The organism is Pseudomonas guariconensis, assembly GCF_024127895.1.
GTDB classification, from domain to species: Bacteria; Pseudomonadota; Gammaproteobacteria; order Pseudomonadales; family Pseudomonadaceae; genus Aquipseudomonas; species Aquipseudomonas guariconensis_B.
In genome coordinates, this window is sequence record NZ_JAMYBK010000027.1 from 21,937 (window position 1) to 36,592 (window position 14,656).

Consider the following 14,656-nt stretch of genomic DNA (forward strand, 5'->3'; position numbering starts at 1 on the left):
CCAACATCCACCCCACCTGAACGTCGATACGCACCAGCACGGAAGACCTGTGCGTTTTCACGCACCAAAAAAGCGCAGCCTCACTGCGCTTTCTTCTCTTGCATCACCACGAATGGCGAAACCACCACCGCCCAGATCTGCGGATCGCGGTTCTGCAGGTCTAGCGCCTGCTGCGCAGTGACCGGGGCGACAGTGCCATCGTTACGCCACTTGGCGAAGATCTCGCTGCGATTCTCGGCCATCGCCTCGGCAACGGCGATCAGGTCCAAGCTCGGGTCGACCCAAATCAGGTCACCCTTGGCCCAGAAACGCTCCAGTGCCTTCCACTCGATGATTGCCGTCTCGCCGAGCAATTTGGCATAGAGGGTGCTTGCTTGATCAGTCATGGGTTCCTACCAGCAGAAAAACGGCCAATGAAAAGGCCGGCATTTTTGCAGAAAAACCCGGTTTCAAATATGTAATTTGGTCGATTGGCCCCGAACTTGTGGGGTGGGGCCAGGGATGCAGGCAAAGTAATGGCGCTTTTCTGTATCTTTATGTCGACCAGGCGACACCCCGGGAAACAGACGCTTTTCGCCCGCTTTTCAAGCGCTTGGACAGCGCTCTACACTGTACCGGTACAGTTCCGGGACACGTTCCGGGGGAAGGTGGGCTTGCGACATGGCGTGGCCATGCCGGCGTTCCCGCCCGATCTGTAGCCCTGGCCGCCAGGACTATAAGAATTACAACAGAATGAGTGGAGCACTATGATCAAGATTTCCAAGCTGTTCGCCGCAATGGTCCTGGCTGGGGTCGCCAGCCATTCGGTTGCCGCCGACACCATCAAGATCGGCATCGCCGGTCCCAAGACCGGTCCGGTCACCCAGTACGGCGACATGCAGTTCATCGGCGCCAAACAAGCCATCAAGGACATCAACGCCAAGGGCGGCGTCGACGGCAAGATGCTCGAGGCCAAGGAATACGACGACGCGTGCGACCCGAAACAGGCCGTCGCGGTCGCCAACAAGGTGGTCAACGATGGCGTCAAGTTCGTGGTCGGCCACCTGTGCTCCAGCTCCACCCAGCCTGCGTCCGACATCTACGAAGACGAAGGCGTGATCATGATCACCCCAGCCGCCACCAGCCCGGAAATCACCGCCCGTGGCTACAAGCTGGTGTTCCGCACCATCGGCCTGGACAGCGCCCAGGGCCCGGCCGCCGGCAACTACATCGCCGACCACGTCAAGCCGAAGGTCGTCGCGGTCCTGCACGACAAGCAGCAGTACGGCGAAGGCATCGCCACCGCGGTCAAGCAGACCCTCGAAGGCAAGGGCGTCAAGGTCGCCGTCTTCGAAGGCCTGAACGCCGGTGACAAGGACTTCTCCTCGATCATCCAGAAGCTCAAGCAGAACAACGTCGACTTCGTCTACTACGGCGGCTACCACCCAGAGCTGGGCCTGATCCTGCGCCAGTCGAAGGAAAAAGGCCTGAACGCCAAGTTCATGGGCCCGGAAGGCGTGGGCAACGACTCCATCTCGCAGATCGCCCAGAGCGCCTCCGAAGGCCTGCTGGTGACTCTGCCCAAGTCCTTCGACGCGGATCCTGCGAACAAGGCGATCGTCGACGCCATCAAGGGTGACGGCAAGGATCCGAGCGGTCCGTTCGTGTTCCCGGCCTACTCCGCCGTCCAGGTGATCGCCGATGGCATCAAGGCCGCCGGCACCAGCGACGACGCCGAGAAAGTCGCCGAGGAAATCCACAAGGGCACCTTCCACACCCCGACCGGCGACCTGTCGTTCGACGAGAAAGGCGACCTGAAGGACTTCAAGTTCGTGGTCTACGAATGGCACTTCGGCAAGCCGAAGACCGAAGTCTCCCCTCAGTAACAGCGTGACTAGCTAACTGGAAGCCCACTGTGTGAGCAGTGGGCTTTGTTTTACGAGGTTCATGGGCCCGATTCCCGCGATCCGGGAGGGGGTTCACCTGAAAATCTTAAAACCGTCACCCGCGGTTCCCTGGCCGTGCCCGCCCTCGTTGCCAACGCCTACGAGGCGAGCCGGGTTCATCACCCGCCAGCGAAATGCTAATCAGGTTTTTAGGAGCGCTGTAAATGCCTGAGATCTACCATTTCTTCCAACAACTGGTTAATGGATTGACCATCGGCAGCACCTACGCCTTGATCGCCATCGGCTACACGATGGTGTACGGCATCATCGGCATGATCAACTTCGCCCATGGCGAGGTGTACATGATCGGTTCCTACGTGGCCTTCATCGCCCTGGCGGGCCTGGCCATGATGGGCATCGACTCGCTGCCGCTGCTGATGGCCGTGGCGTTCATCGCCACCATGGTCGTGACCAGTGCCTATGGCTATAGCATCGAACGGGTCGCCTACCGGCCGTTGCGCAACAGCAACCGCCTGATCCCGCTGATCTCCGCCATCGGCATGTCGATCTTCCTGCAGAACACCGTCCTGCTGTCGCAGGACTCCAAGGACAAGTCCATCCCCAACCTGATCCCGGGCTCCTTCTCCTTCGGGCCGGGCGGCGCGCAAGAGGTGCTGGTGTCCTACATGCAGATCCTGGTCTTCGTGGTCACCCTCGTGGCCATGACCTGCCTGACCCTGTTCATCTCCCGTTCCCGTCTGGGTCGCGCCTGCCGCGCCTGCGCCGAGGACCTCAAGATGGCCAACCTGCTGGGCATCAACACCAACAACATCATCGCCTTGACCTTCGTCATCGGTGCCGCCCTGGCGGCGGTGGCGGCCGTACTGCTGAGCATGCAGTACGGGGTGATCAACCCCAACGCCGGCTTCCTGGTGGGCCTGAAGGCCTTCACCGCGGCGGTACTGGGCGGCATCGGCAGCATCCCGGGCGCCATGCTCGGCGGGCTGGTGCTGGGCGTGGCGGAAGCCTTCGGCGCCGACATCTTCGGCGACCAGTACAAGGACGTGGTGGCGTTCGGCCTGTTGGTTCTCGTCTTGCTGTTCCGGCCGACCGGCATCCTGGGCCGTCCGGAGGTTGAAAAAGTATGAACAGACATCTCAAACAGGCGCTGTTCAGCGCCGCCCTGGTCTGGGCCGTGGCCTTCCCGGTGCTGGGCCTGAAACTCAGCATCGACGGCATCCGGCTGGTGGTCCACAGCCAGGGCCCGTTCACCCTCACGGTCATCACCGTCTGCTCGGTACTGATGTTCCTGCGCGTGCTGTTCGACAAGCAATGGAACTCGATGATGCGCGGGCGCTCCGAGCGCAAGCTGATCCCGCCAGCCGTCAGCAACTACCTGACCCTGCCCAAGACCCAGCGCTGGGTGATCCTGGGCCTGATCGTGGTGGCGCTGGTCTGGCCGTTCTTCGGCTCGCGTGGCGCGGTCGACATCGCCACCCTGATCCTGATCTACGTGTTGCTGGGCCTGGGCCTGAACATCGTGGTGGGCCTTGCCGGCCTGCTCGACCTGGGCTACGTCGGCTTCTACGCCGTCGGCGCCTACAGCTACGCCCTGCTGTCGCACTACTACGGCCTGAGCTTCTGGGTGTGCCTGCCGATCGCCGGCCTGATGGCGGCCATCTTCGGCTTCCTGCTGGGCTTCCCGGTGCTGCGCCTGCGCGGTGACTACCTGGCGATCGTGACCCTGGGCTTCGGCGAGATCATCCGCCTGTTCCTGCGCAACCTCACCAGCCTCACGGGCGGCCCCAACGGCATCAGCAACATCGACAAGCCGACCTTCTTCGGCCTGACCTTCGAACGCCGCGCCGCCGAGGGGATGCAGACCTTCCACGAGTTCTTCGGCCTGCCGTACAACTCGATCAACAAGGTCATCTTCCTCTACCTGGTAGCCCTGCTGCTGGCGTTGCTGGCGCTGTTCGTCATCAACCGCCTGCTGCGCATGCCGATCGGCCGCGCCTGGGAAGCCCTGCGCGAGGACGAGATCGCCTGCCGTGCCCTGGGCCTGAACCCGACCGTGATCAAGCTGTCGGCCTTCACCCTGGGTGCCTGCTTCGCCGGTTTCGCCGGCAGCTTCTTCGCCGCTCGCCAAGGGCTGGTGACACCGGAGTCGTTCACCTTCATCGAGTCGGCGATCATCCTCGCCATCGTCGTCCTCGGCGGCATGGGTTCGCAGTTGGGCGTGATACTCGCGGCCATCGTGATGATCCTGTTGCCGGAGCTGATGCGTGAGTTCAGCGAGTACCGCATGCTGATGTTCGGCGCGATGATGGTGTTGATGATGATCTGGCGTCCGCAAGGCCTGCTGCCTATGCAACGTCCACACATGGAGCTGCGTCGATGAGCCGCGAAATTCTGCAAGTCAGCGGCCTGAGCATGCGCTTCGGCGGCTTGTTGGCGGTCAATGGCGTGGGCCTGACCGTCAAGGAAAAACAGGTGGTGGCGCTGATCGGCCCGAACGGCGCCGGCAAGACCACCGTGTTCAACTGCCTGACCGGCTTCTACAAGCCCACTGGCGGCACCATCCTGCTCGATGGCCAGCCGATCCAGGGCCTGGCCGGCCACCAGATCGCCCGCAAGGGCGTGGTGCGGACCTTCCAGAACGTACGCCTGTTCAAGGAAATGACCGCGCTGGAAAACCTGCTGATCGCCCAGCACCGGCACCTGAACACCAACTTCTTCGCCGGCCTGCTCAAGACCCCGAGCTTCCGCCGCAGCGAGAAGGAGGCCATGGAACGGGCCCAGTACTGGCTGGAGAAGGTCAACCTGACCGCCTTCGCCAACCGTACCGCCGGTACCCTGGCCTACGGCCAGCAGCGTCGCCTGGAGATCGCCCGCTGCATGATGACCCAGCCCCGGATCATCATGCTCGACGAGCCGGCCGCTGGCCTCAACCCCCGGGAAACCGAGGACCTCAAGGCCCTGATCAGCTACCTTCGCGAGTCGCACAACGTGACGGTGCTGCTGATCGAGCACGACATGAAGCTGGTGATGAGCATTTCCGACCACATCGTGGTGATCAACCAGGGCACGCCCCTGGCCGACGGCACGCCGGAGGAGATCCGCGGCAACCCTGATGTGATCAAGGCCTACCTGGGGGAGGCGTAAATGCTGAAGTTCGAGAACGTTTCCACCTTCTACGGCAAGATCCAGGCGCTGCACAGCGTCAACGTGGAGATCAACCAGGGCGAGATCGTCACCCTGATCGGCGCCAACGGCGCCGGCAAGTCGACCCTGCTGATGACCCTCTGCGGCTCGCCCCAGGCACACAGCGGCAGCATCACGTACCTGGGCGAGGAGCTGGTCGGCCAGCCTTCCTCGCACATCATGCGCAAGAGCATCGCCGTGGTCCCGGAGGGCCGCCGCGTGTTCGCCCGCCTGACCGTGGAGGAGAACCTGGCCATGGGCGGCTTCTTCACCAGCAAGGGCGACTACCAGGAGCAGTTGGACAGGGTCCTGCAACTGTTCCCGCGCCTGAAGGAGCGCTATGTGCAGCGTGGCGGCACCATGTCCGGCGGCGAGCAGCAGATGCTGGCCATCGGCCGGGCGCTGATGAGCAAGCCCAAGCTGCTGCTGCTCGACGAGCCGTCGCTGGGCCTGGCGCCGATCATCATCCAGCAGATCTTCGACATCATCGAGCAGTTGCGCCGCGATGGCGTGACCGTGTTCCTGGTGGAGCAGAACGCCAACCAGGCGTTGAAGATCGCCGACCGCGCCTACGTGCTGGAGAACGGCCACGTGGTCATGCAGGGCACCGGCGAGGCGTTGCTCAGCGACCCGAAGGTGCGCGACGCCTACCTGGGCGGTTGATCGTCATGGTGTGGAAAAGGGCCTTCGGGCCAACGCCTGTCAGTTAAGCGGCGCTTTGTCATATTTGGGGCTGCCTCGCAGCCCATCGCCGGCAAGCCGGCTTCCCACAGGGACCGCGTCGACCACACATGATGCGGTTTGCACGGGCCATGTGGGAGCTTGCCGGCGAAGGGGCGCGAAGCGGCCCCAAATGGCAATTGGGGCTTCGCCCGGCCCACCAGACCGCTGCCAACAGAGCGGAACACATGAAACCTTGTGATCGCCCCCCAGGCTGAGTAACGTGGCCACTTCTTTTGCTGGATCGCCCGGAGCCTGCCCCATGCGCGTCACCCCTTCCCTGCTGCTCGTCACCCTGCTCCCCCTGTTTGCAGGCTGCCAGGCGCTGGCGAACAAGCCAACCGACCCGAACATCGGCACCACGCGCATGCAGGGCGAACTGAGTGCCGAAGGTGGCAAGCTGCTGTTCAAGCCCTGCAGCGAAAGCCGCCACTTCGAGGTCAACGATGTAGGTGCCACCGGCCTGCTGCAGGAAGCCGCCAACCTCGCCGAGGATGCTGGCGACACGCTGTTCGCCGACGTGCGCGGCCGCCTTGCCGGCAGCAAGCAGGCCGACAGCGATGGCCGCCTCGACGTGACGCGCCTGTACCGTCTCGAGCCTTCCGCCAATGCCTGCGGCGATCCCAACTTCAAGCAACTGACCCTGCGCGCCGACGGCCATGAACCAGGCTGGGCGATCAAGGCCAGCGGCAAGGGTATGGTCCTGGAACGGCTCGGCCAGGATCCGCTGCCACTGCCCTACCTGGAAGAACAGATGCCCAACGGCGGCCTGAGCCTGTCCAGCGAAGCCAATGGGCAACACATCGAGCTCTGGGTCGCTCCGCAGCGTTGCGTCGACATCGCCACCGGCGCGATACGCCACCTGCGCGCCGAACTGCGCATCGACGGCCAGACCCTGCAAGGCTGCGGCTACTACGGCGGCGCCCGCGACAACTGATCGCCCGGATGCGTTTATCCTGCCAGTCAAGGTGGCGAACAGCTTATACTTGGCGGTTTGTGTAAAGCCGCCGGCCACCCCATGGCCGGGATACTGGATCCTGCCATGCTACGAATCACCGAACTGAAGCTGCCCCTGGACCATTCCGACGAGGCCCTGCGCGAGGCCATCGTCCAGCGCCTGGGCATCCTCGACGAGCAGTTGCTCAGCTTCACCCTGTTCAAGCGCAGCTACGACGCCCGCAAGAAGAACAGCGAGATGCTGTTCATCTACACCATCGACCTGGAAGCGAGCAACGAGGCGCAACTGCTGCACACGTTCGCCGATGACCGCAACATCAGCGTCGCCCCCGACATCAGCTACACATTCGTCGGCCAGGCTCCGGCCAACCAGGTGGAGCGCCCGATCGTGGTCGGCTTCGGCCCCTGTGGCATCTTCGCCGGCCTGTTGCTGGCACAGATGGGCTTTCGACCGATCATCCTAGAGCGCGGCAAGGAAGTGCGCCAGCGCACCAAGGACACCTGGGGCCTGTGGCGCAAGAGCGTGCTCAACCCCGAGTCCAACGTGCAGTTCGGCGAAGGCGGCGCCGGGACCTTCTCCGATGGCAAACTCTACAGCCAGATCAAGGACCCGCTGCACCATGGCCGCAAGGTCTTGGAAGAGTTCGTCAAGGCCGGCGCCCCGGACGAGATCCTCTACATCAGCAAGCCGCACATCGGTACCTTCCGCCTGACCGGCATGGTCGAGAACATGCGCCAGGAAATCATCGCCCTGGGCGGCGAAGTGCGTTTCCAGGAAAAGGTCACCGACCTGCTCATCGACGATGGCCAGCTCAACGGCGTGGTGCTGGAGAGCGGCGAGCAGTTGCATTCGCGCCATGTGGTCCTGGCCCTGGGGCACAGCGCTCGCGACACCTTCCGCATGCTGCACGGCAAGGGCATCTACATGGAAGCCAAGCCGTTTTCCATCGGTTTTCGCATCGAGCACCCACAATCGCTGATCGACAAGGCGCGCCTGGGCAAGTATGCCGGGCACCCGAAACTCGGCGCCGCCGACTACAAGCTGGTGCATCACGCCAGCAACGGCCGCTCGGTCTACAGCTTCTGCATGTGCCCAGGCGGCACCGTGGTCGCCGCCACCAGCGAGCCGGGCCGGGTGGTCACCAATGGCATGAGCCAGTATTCGCGTAACGAGCGCAACGCCAACTCCGGCATCGTCGTCGGCATCGACCCCGAACGCGACTACCCGGGCGGCCCGCTGGCCGGTATCGAGCTGCAGGAGCGCCTGGAAGCCCATGCCTACGTGCTGGGCGGCAGCAACTACCAGGCACCGGCGCAACTGGTCGGCGACTTCGTCGCCGGGCGGCCCTCCACCGAGCTGGGCAGTGTCGAGCCGTCCTACAAACCGGGGGTGACCCTCGGCGACCTGGCACCCAGCCTGCCCGATTTCGCCATCGAGGCCATCCGTGAGGCACTGCCGGCCTTCGATCGCCAGATCAAAGGCTACAACCTGCACGATGCGGTGCTGACCGGCATCGAGACGCGCACCTCCTCGCCCCTGCGCATCACCCGCGACGCCAGCTACCAGAGCCTCAACCTCAAGGGCCTGTTCCCGGCTGGCGAAGGCGCAGGTTACGCCGGCGGCATTCTCTCGGCCGGGGTCGATGGCATTCGCGTCGCCGAGGCGGTGGCGCGGGACATCCTGGGGCTGGATGCCTGACAGCGCCTTGCAGGCAAGAAAAAACCCCGACCGGCCTCGCCGTGTCGGGGTTTGTTTTTAGTGCAACTTCAGTGAGTGACGCGGCTGGTACCGTCAACGGTCATGATGCGTACCCGCTCGCCGACGCGGAAGATCTCGTTCTGCTGCACTTCCTGCACATAGGCGCGCATGCTGCCGTCGTCCTCGCGCACAGTGATCTCGACACCCTGGGTGCGGGTCAGGCCTTCCTCGGCGGCAGAACCGGCCAGGCCACCGGCAACGGCACCGATCACCGCAGCCACGATGCTGCCACGGCCACCCCCCACGGCGCTGCCGGCCACGCCACCGACGATCGCGCCCGCGCCACCGCCGATCGGGGTCTTGGTACCTTCGATCTTCACCGGGCGCAGGGATTCGATAGTGCCCATGCGCACGGTCTGCACGCGACGGGCCTCATCCCGGGAATAGCTGTCGCCCGTCAGGTTCGAGGCACAACCGCCGAGCAGCAGCGACATGGTGGTGAAGCTCGCCACCAGCAAAACGGATTTACGCATGGGATAACTCTCCATAGGTCATGTGTCCATTAGACGCCGTGGATTGACGACTGTCACGGCGCAAAGGTTATAAAATTGTTTTCATTCAGCTCAGGTACAGCCTGCGCCGGCTGTGTTGCGGCTAAACATTCTGACCAAGGATAGCCATGGATTACTTCATCGTCGTGGTCGCGACCGTCGCGGGCCTGTACTTCCATTGGTGGCTGTACGTGCGCATGCGACGCTGGATGGACCGTGACCTGGCGCTGTCGCTGGCCGGCAACGACGAAGCCAAGCGCACCTACATGCTGCAACGCCTCGAGCAGGCGCGGGCGCAGAAGATCAAGCGAAAGGAACTGGCGGCCTGGCTGGAACGCGAAGCCGCCGCCTATCCGGGTTAGGGAGCCAGGCGCTCACGCAGCCACTGGCCATCCACCAGGCGATAGTTCAGGCGATCGTGCAGGCGGCTCGCGCGCCCCTGCCAGAACTCGACGCGCTCGGGCAGCAAGCGATAGCCCCCCCAGTGCTCGGGGCAATGCGGCTGGGTATCGGAAAAACGCGCCTCGGTAGCCTTGACCAGGTTCTCCAACGCCTCGCGGCTGGCAATCACCCGGCTCTGCGGCGACGCCCATGCCCCCAGGCGGCTGCCCAGCGGGCGTACCTGGTAGTAGTCGTCGGACTCCTTGGCCGTGACCTTCTCCACCCGCCCTTCGATACGCACCTGGCGTTCCAATGCCGGCCAGAAGAACGTCATGGCGGCAAAGGGGTTGGCCAGCAGTTGCTGGCCCTTGGCGCTGTCGTAGTTGGTGAAGAAGGTGAAACCGCGCTCATCGAGCCCCTTGAGCAGCAGCACCCGGCAATGCGGCCGGCCTTCGCCGTCGACAGTGGCCAGGGTCATGGCGTTGGCCTCCACCGGTGGCTGCTCGGTCTTCACCGCATCGGCGAACCACTGGTGGAACAGGGCGAACGGCTCACCCGGGGCCTGAGCTTCGGCCAGGCCATCACGGGTGTAGTCGCGGCGCATATCGGCCAGGGATTGGGTCATGACTGCGTTTCCTTAAGACGATCAGTTGCCTTTCTTCGCAGGGCTGTTGGCGGCTACTTTCTTGTTGGTCGAGGCCTTCTTCGCGGTGGTCTTGGCCGCAGGCTTCTTCGCCACGGTCTTGGCCGGGGCCTTCACCGCAGGTTTGCTGGCGGCGGCCTTGGCTGCCGGCGCCTTGGCGTCCTGGACTGCAACCATGGAGGCTGCGACCGGTGCCGGGGCGGCCTGCTGGTACTTGGCCAGCAGCGCCACCATGGTGTTCTGCGGAGTCAGCAGCATTTCCACCCGACGGTTCAGCTTCCGGCCCTCGACACTGTCGTTGGCCGCACGCGGCATGTCCGAACCCATGCCCTTGAGCATCAGGCGATCACGCTCCAGGCCGCTGAGACGGAAGATCGCCGACACCGACGCGGCACGTTCCAGGCTGAGCTTCTGGTTCGCCGCGGCGGCACCGCTGCTGTCGGCGTGGCCCAGAATCAGCACGGCGCTCTTCGTATCGGCCTCGGCCAGCTTGGCCACGCGGGTGATCGGGCCCAGGGTCATCGGCAGCAGCATGTTCGGGCGATCCGGGTTGTAGGAGCCATCCACCGGGATGGTCACCGCCAGCACATCGTCGCGGCGCTCCAGCTCGAACTTGCTGCCCTTGATCGCCTCGCGCACCTTGGGCTCGTACTCGTCCAGCCAGGCCTGGGTGGCCTTCTCGTCGATCTTCGGCACCGCCGGGCCCTTGGCCTGCTGTTCTGCGCCGCCGAAGGGCCACCACCAGCGGCTGCCGCTCTCGGACTTGGCCTCGGCCTTGGCCACCTTCTCGGTCACAGCCTCCTTCACTTCCTGCTCGGCCACTTTGTCCGAGCCGAATGGCCACCAGCTGTGGCTCGTGTCGTTCGAGGCAGTCTGCGGGTGCTGGGCGCAACCGGTAGCGGCCAGGCACAGGGCAAGTGCTAAGGTTTTATGTGAAGACATCAGCGATACACCATGAAATTGAAAGAGATTTTGCCCGCGCACACCAGGCGTTGGCATTGAGGATAGTCAAAGGATCCGGGCAATACCCGCACAACCCGATCAAAGGCACGTGCCAAGGGCGCGCACCAGTTTCTGTGCCCTGGGGTCCATGAGCACATAGGGGCCAAGGGTATTGGTGACGAAACCGAAGGCGACATCGTGCTCGGGATCGGCGAAGCCGACCGAGCCACCGGCGCCGGGATGGCCGAAGGCTTTCGCGCCCAGGCCAAAGGTGGCGTTGGCCACGTCGGGCTGGTCGAGCATGCAGCCCAGGCCGAAGCGGGTCTGGGTCAGCAGGGTACGGTCCTGGCCGAGGCTGTGTTCACGGGTCAGCTCGTCGAGCAGCTCCGACTCCAACAGGCTGCCGTCGAGCAGGCCGGCATAGAAGCCCGCCAGGCTGCGGGCGTTGCCGTGGCCGTTGGCCGCCGGCTGCTGCATGCGCCGCCATTCGGGCTTGTTGGTGCTGGTGAGGATCGCCGGTGGGTTGGTGAAGGCGCGGGTCGACAGTGCCTCCGGCTCACGCAGTGTCACCTGCAGCAGCCGCTGGGCCGCGGCGTCGCCGGGGTTGCCCTTGCCACGGGCGATGTGCGCCACGCGGTGGAACTCCTCGTCCGCCAGGCCCACATGAAAATCCAGGCCCAGCGGCCGTGCGGTGCGGGCGACGATCGACTCACCCGGGCCACGCCCATCGGCGCGGCGAATCAGCTCGCCGACCAGCCAGCCGTAGGTGATGGCAGCGTAGCCGTGCTCGCTGCCTGGCACCCACCAGGGCGCCTCGGCGGCCAGGGCATCGATCATGGCCTGCCAATCGTACAGGGCCTCGGCCGGCAGCAGCTCGCGGATGGCTGGCAGGCCGGCGCGGTGGCTGAGCAGTTGACGCAAGGTCACGCCGTCCTTGCCGGCCTGGGCGAACTCCGGCCAGTAGCGCGCCACCGGGGTATCCAGGGCCAGCTTGCCCTCGCCCACCAATTGCAACGCGGTGACGGCGGTGAAGGTCTTGGTGCAGGAGAACAGGTTGGCGATGGTGTCGCTGTGCCAGGCTTCCTGGCCATCCCTGTCGGCGCTACCGGCCCACAGGTCGACGACCGTTTCGCCACCGACCTGGATGCACAGCGCCGCACCACGCTCCTGGGGATCTTCGAACAACGCGGCGAAGGCATCGCGCACCGCCTCGAACTTCAGCTCATAGTGACCCTGGATCTGCACCCGCCTGTTCTCCGTCGACTCGTCTTACAAAAGGATGCATTGTTTCAGTAGTTGACGGATTTGCAAACAACCTGTGGCTGGGTGGTCGCCTGTGCTGTCGGGATTCGAGGCTTGCGCTGCCTGTACCGCCGCGAATGGGCCGGTACGGGCAACGAAAAATCAGGGCGCCGGCTTTTCCAGGATCCTGCCCAGCTCGTCCATCAACTGCAGATTGCTCCTGCGTACCGCCTTGACGAAGCCTGGGTACGGCACGTCGGTAATGGCCACCAGCCCCAGATGGCCGTTCTCGCCATCGAGCAGTCGCCCGCTGGCCGGCTGGTCCAGGTACTGGAACCAGTGCGCGCCGACGATCATCGGCTGGGCCAGCGCCGCCTTGAGGAAATTGCCATAGGCAGGCCCCCGGTCCTCTTCGCGGGCGACCTCCAGCGGCCCCGGCCAGAACGGCCCACGGTCGCGGGAGCCGAACTGGAATTCCGAGACCAGCACCGGCTTGTCCAGCTCGGCCAGCTGGGCGAAGTCGTAGCCGTCCTCGGGCTTGAGGGTATAGAAATTGAAGCTCAGGACATCGCAGAACTCGGCGCAGGCCTTGACCGCCTCCGGGGTGCTCACGGCATAGCGTCCCCCCAGCAGCAGGTGGTTCGGGGCATGCCACTGCAGCGAGTCGGCGATGGTCTTGAAGTAGGTCTCGGCGAACACCAGCTGGAAATGCTGGTAGTCGCGCTCGATCTCCGGGTGCTCGGGGCTGGGCAGCGGCGCCTCGAAGCCGGGGTCCTCCAGCAGTTCCCAGCCCTGCAGGTCGATACCCCAGGCCTTGGACAGCCCCTCCTCGTTGCGGTACTTGTCGCGCAACTGCTTGAGGAAGGCGCGCTTGGCCGGCACGTCGGTGGTCAGGCGCAGGGTGCCGTAGGCCAGGCCATAGCGGGCCTTGGGGTCGTCCCCGGGCGCGGCCCAGGCCAGCTCGTTGTCGGCGAAATAGCCGATCAGCCAAGGGTCGTTGCGATGATCGCGGGCGGCGATGGCCACCGCACGTTCAGTGGCCATGGCGAAGCGTGGATCGAACGGGTCGGGCATGCGTCCCCACCAATCCATGCCCGTGCTGATGCTGGCGTAATCGCCGACGATCGACAGCGGCAAGGTATAGGGCACCCGCTTGGCCTGCCCCAAGGCCGGGTCGCTCCAGTTGCCCAGGGTATTGAATCCCCAGGCCAGCAGACGGTCGAGGGCATGGGCCTGCCAACGCGGTGCATCCACCGCCGGCGCTGGGCAAACCTCGGCCGTCTGCCCCTCGAGTACCTCCGGGCAAGGCTCGCCATAGGTACGCTGCAGGTTGGCGGCATAGAAATCGAACCAGCGCCCCTGCTTGAAGTTGCGCCCTTGCGACGACGGATTGCCGTCGTCGTTGTTGCCTTCGCCATAGAACGCCGCCAGGGGCTCGCCCTCGCCCGGCAAGGCCTGGAACTGGGTCTGGCGGCCGGCCACGTAGGTGCGCCCGCCGTCGCTGGCCACGGCATTGACGCCAAGGGAGTAGAACGGGTGGCCTTCCGGCGTCACCAGGAACCAACGACCATCACGCTTCTCGGTACGAAAGAAGCCCTTGGCCTCGAACACCGGCCCCGCCAACAGGCCGCCGTAGATGTCCAGGCGCTGCTTGCCACGCTCGGCGAGCCAGCCTTGCAGTTGCTGCCGTTCGCGGCGCTCGGCGGCCTTGAGCTGCTGGTCGTTGATGATCTTCTCTGGCCAGCGCCCTCGGGTGGACTGGCCATAGGCGTCGATCAGCCCTTCGTAGGCCGCCTTGAATGCCAGGTCATCGTCCTGGATGCCGACCTTCTCGATCAACAGGCTCTGCGCTACCCGGGGGTTGGGGATACTGAGGCTGACGGAAACGACCTGCCCCAGGTCGACCTCCCCCTCACTGCTGGCCAGCAGCAGGCGCTGGCCCTCATGGACCCAGGGCATCGGAGGGCCGGCGCGCATGCCCTGGCTCAGCGGCGAACGGGCCTTGAGTGGCACCATCACGGTCTGCGCGGGCCCTGCGGGCAGGTCGACACGGCTGGTCAGGGTACGGCCGTCGCTGCTCTGCACCGTCACGTCCACGGTCAGGGCCCAATCCATGGCGCTCTGCAGGCGCAGCGTCAGGGCCTGGCCGGCAGACCAGTCCCAGGCGCCGCTCTGCGGGCTCAAGCGCAAGGTCGGCCGCGCCACCGGGTTGAACACCACGCGCCGCAGTACCTCGCCCTCGGCTGTCTGCTCCGCGTTGTACTGCGGCAGGTCGGCATCGGTGGTGGTCACGGTGACCACGGAGGCCGGGCGCACGAAGCTGAACAACGTCTGCTGCCCGGCCAGCAGCGGCGAGCTGAACAGCAGGGCGAACACGGCAGGCAGGGTACGGCGGATCATGGGGCGGTCGTTCTCCTCTCGATGGGTGACGACAGAGGTGGACGGAGGACCG

The 14,656-nt window shown here is 64.8% G+C and carries 14 protein-coding genes; 8 read left to right on the forward strand and 6 right to left on the reverse strand.

The annotated features are described in order from the left end of the window. Nucleotides 1–80: 80 nt before the first annotated feature. Nucleotides 81–386, reverse strand: coding sequence for a DUF2288 domain-containing protein (locus NJF35_RS21095; RefSeq protein ID WP_225788167.1), 306 nt, complete (start codon nt 384–386; stop codon nt 81–83). Nucleotides 387–746: 360 nt separating this feature from the next. Here NJF35_RS21095 and NJF35_RS21100 point away from each other — a divergent pair, with 360 nt between their 5' ends. The 7 genes from NJF35_RS21100 (at nt 747) to NJF35_RS21130 (ending at nt 8,445) form a co-directional block, all read left to right on the forward strand. After that, the gene (locus tag NJF35_RS21100; RefSeq protein ID WP_225788166.1) at nt 747–1,865 is read left to right on the forward strand and encodes a branched-chain amino acid ABC transporter substrate-binding protein; all 1,119 of its coding nucleotides are present in this window, start codon (nt 747–749) and stop codon (nt 1,863–1,865) included. Nucleotides 1,866–2,089: 224 nt separating this feature from the next. Then, complete coding sequence (gene livH, locus NJF35_RS21105; RefSeq protein WP_225788165.1) at nt 2,090–3,013, forward strand: high-affinity branched-chain amino acid ABC transporter permease LivH; 924 nt, start codon at nt 2,090–2,092, stop codon at nt 3,011–3,013. Beyond that, nucleotides 3,010–4,266 carry a high-affinity branched-chain amino acid ABC transporter permease LivM gene (locus tag NJF35_RS21110; RefSeq protein WP_225788164.1) on the forward strand — a complete coding sequence of 419 codons (1,257 nt, stop codon included), beginning with the start codon at nt 3,010–3,012 and terminating at the stop codon, nt 4,264–4,266. The genes livH and NJF35_RS21110 overlap by 4 nt, the downstream gene beginning before the upstream one ends. Then, nucleotides 4,263–5,030: a high-affinity branched-chain amino acid ABC transporter ATP-binding protein LivG gene (gene livG, locus NJF35_RS21115; RefSeq protein WP_225788163.1), complete on the forward strand. Its 768-nt coding sequence runs from the start codon at nt 4,263–4,265 to the stop codon at nt 5,028–5,030. Before NJF35_RS21110 ends, livG begins: the two co-directional genes overlap by 4 nt. Then, nucleotides 5,031–5,732 (forward strand): ABC transporter ATP-binding protein, encoded by a 702-nt coding sequence (locus NJF35_RS21120; RefSeq protein WP_225788162.1) that lies wholly within the window; start codon nt 5,031–5,033, stop codon nt 5,730–5,732. A 319-nt stretch (nt 5,733–6,051) separates the two neighbouring features. Then, nucleotides 6,052–6,726, forward strand: a complete 675-nt coding sequence (locus NJF35_RS21125) for a COG3650 family protein (RefSeq protein ID WP_253081554.1) — start codon at nt 6,052–6,054, stop codon at nt 6,724–6,726. 105 nt (nt 6,727–6,831) lie between these two features. After that, nucleotides 6,832–8,445, forward strand: a complete 1,614-nt coding sequence (locus tag NJF35_RS21130) for an NAD(P)/FAD-dependent oxidoreductase (protein ID WP_225788160.1) — start codon at nt 6,832–6,834, stop codon at nt 8,443–8,445. A gap of 68 nt (nt 8,446–8,513) precedes the next feature. Here NJF35_RS21130 and NJF35_RS24920 read toward each other — a convergent pair whose 3' ends face one another. Continuing rightward, nucleotides 8,514–8,978: a glycine zipper 2TM domain-containing protein gene (locus NJF35_RS24920; protein WP_225788159.1), complete on the reverse strand. Its 465-nt coding sequence runs from the start codon at nt 8,976–8,978 to the stop codon at nt 8,514–8,516. A 146-nt stretch (nt 8,979–9,124) separates the two neighbouring features. Between NJF35_RS24920 and NJF35_RS21140 the strand changes: the two genes are divergently transcribed. Continuing rightward, entirely contained in the window at nt 9,125–9,358 is a 234-nt protein-coding gene (locus tag NJF35_RS21140; protein ID WP_225788158.1) for a hypothetical protein, read from the forward strand. Here the strand turns inward: NJF35_RS21140 and pdxH are convergent. The 4 genes from pdxH to NJF35_RS21160 all read right to left on the reverse strand — a co-directional run bounded on the left by pdxH (nt 9,355) and on the right by NJF35_RS21160 (nt 14,604). Beyond that, a complete protein-coding gene (pdxH, locus tag NJF35_RS21145) occupies nt 9,355–10,002 on the reverse strand; it encodes a pyridoxamine 5'-phosphate oxidase (RefSeq protein ID WP_225788157.1) in 648 nt (215 codons plus the stop codon). The genes NJF35_RS21140 and pdxH overlap by 4 nt on opposite strands. Before the next feature lie 21 nt (nt 10,003–10,023). Next, entirely contained in the window at nt 10,024–10,962 is a 939-nt protein-coding gene (locus tag NJF35_RS21150; RefSeq protein ID WP_225788156.1) for an OmpA family protein, read from the reverse strand. A 99-nt stretch (nt 10,963–11,061) separates the two neighbouring features. After that, nucleotides 11,062–12,207, reverse strand: coding sequence for a serine hydrolase domain-containing protein (locus tag NJF35_RS21155; RefSeq protein ID WP_253081553.1), 1,146 nt, complete (start codon nt 12,205–12,207; stop codon nt 11,062–11,064). A gap of 159 nt (nt 12,208–12,366) precedes the next feature. Continuing rightward, complete coding sequence (locus tag NJF35_RS21160) at nt 12,367–14,604, reverse strand: beta-galactosidase (RefSeq protein ID WP_225788154.1); 2,238 nt, start codon at nt 14,602–14,604, stop codon at nt 12,367–12,369. Nucleotides 14,605–14,656: the final 52 nt, after the last annotated feature.

What these genes read in the sequence shown, in the direction of transcription:
- NJF35_RS21160 (WP_225788154.1), bottom strand. Translation starts at nt 14,604, where the DNA reads ATGATCCGCCGTACCCTGCCTGCCGTGTTCGCCCTGCTGTTCAGCTCG.
- NJF35_RS24920 (WP_225788159.1), bottom strand. Translation starts at nt 8,978, where the DNA reads ATGCGTAAATCCGTTTTGCTGGTGGCGAGCTTCACCACCATGTCGCTG.
- livG (WP_225788163.1), top strand. Translation starts at nt 4,263, where the DNA reads ATGAGCCGCGAAATTCTGCAAGTCAGCGGCCTGAGCATGCGCTTCGGC.
- NJF35_RS21125 (WP_253081554.1), top strand. Translation starts at nt 6,052, where the DNA reads ATGCGCGTCACCCCTTCCCTGCTGCTCGTCACCCTGCTCCCCCTGTTT.
- NJF35_RS21150 (WP_225788156.1), bottom strand. Translation starts at nt 10,962, where the DNA reads ATGTCTTCACATAAAACCTTAGCACTTGCCCTGTGCCTGGCCGCTACC.
- NJF35_RS21140 (WP_225788158.1), top strand. Translation starts at nt 9,125, where the DNA reads ATGGATTACTTCATCGTCGTGGTCGCGACCGTCGCGGGCCTGTACTTC.
- pdxH (WP_225788157.1), bottom strand. Translation starts at nt 10,002, where the DNA reads ATGACCCAATCCCTGGCCGATATGCGCCGCGACTACACCCGTGATGGC.
- NJF35_RS21110 (WP_225788164.1), top strand. Translation starts at nt 3,010, where the DNA reads ATGAACAGACATCTCAAACAGGCGCTGTTCAGCGCCGCCCTGGTCTGG.
- livH (WP_225788165.1), top strand. Translation starts at nt 2,090, where the DNA reads ATGCCTGAGATCTACCATTTCTTCCAACAACTGGTTAATGGATTGACC.
- NJF35_RS21120 (WP_225788162.1), top strand. Translation starts at nt 5,031, where the DNA reads ATGCTGAAGTTCGAGAACGTTTCCACCTTCTACGGCAAGATCCAGGCG.
- NJF35_RS21130 (WP_225788160.1), top strand. Translation starts at nt 6,832, where the DNA reads ATGCTACGAATCACCGAACTGAAGCTGCCCCTGGACCATTCCGACGAG.
- NJF35_RS21095 (WP_225788167.1), bottom strand. Translation starts at nt 386, where the DNA reads ATGACTGATCAAGCAAGCACCCTCTATGCCAAATTGCTCGGCGAGACG.
- NJF35_RS21100 (WP_225788166.1), top strand. Translation starts at nt 747, where the DNA reads ATGATCAAGATTTCCAAGCTGTTCGCCGCAATGGTCCTGGCTGGGGTC.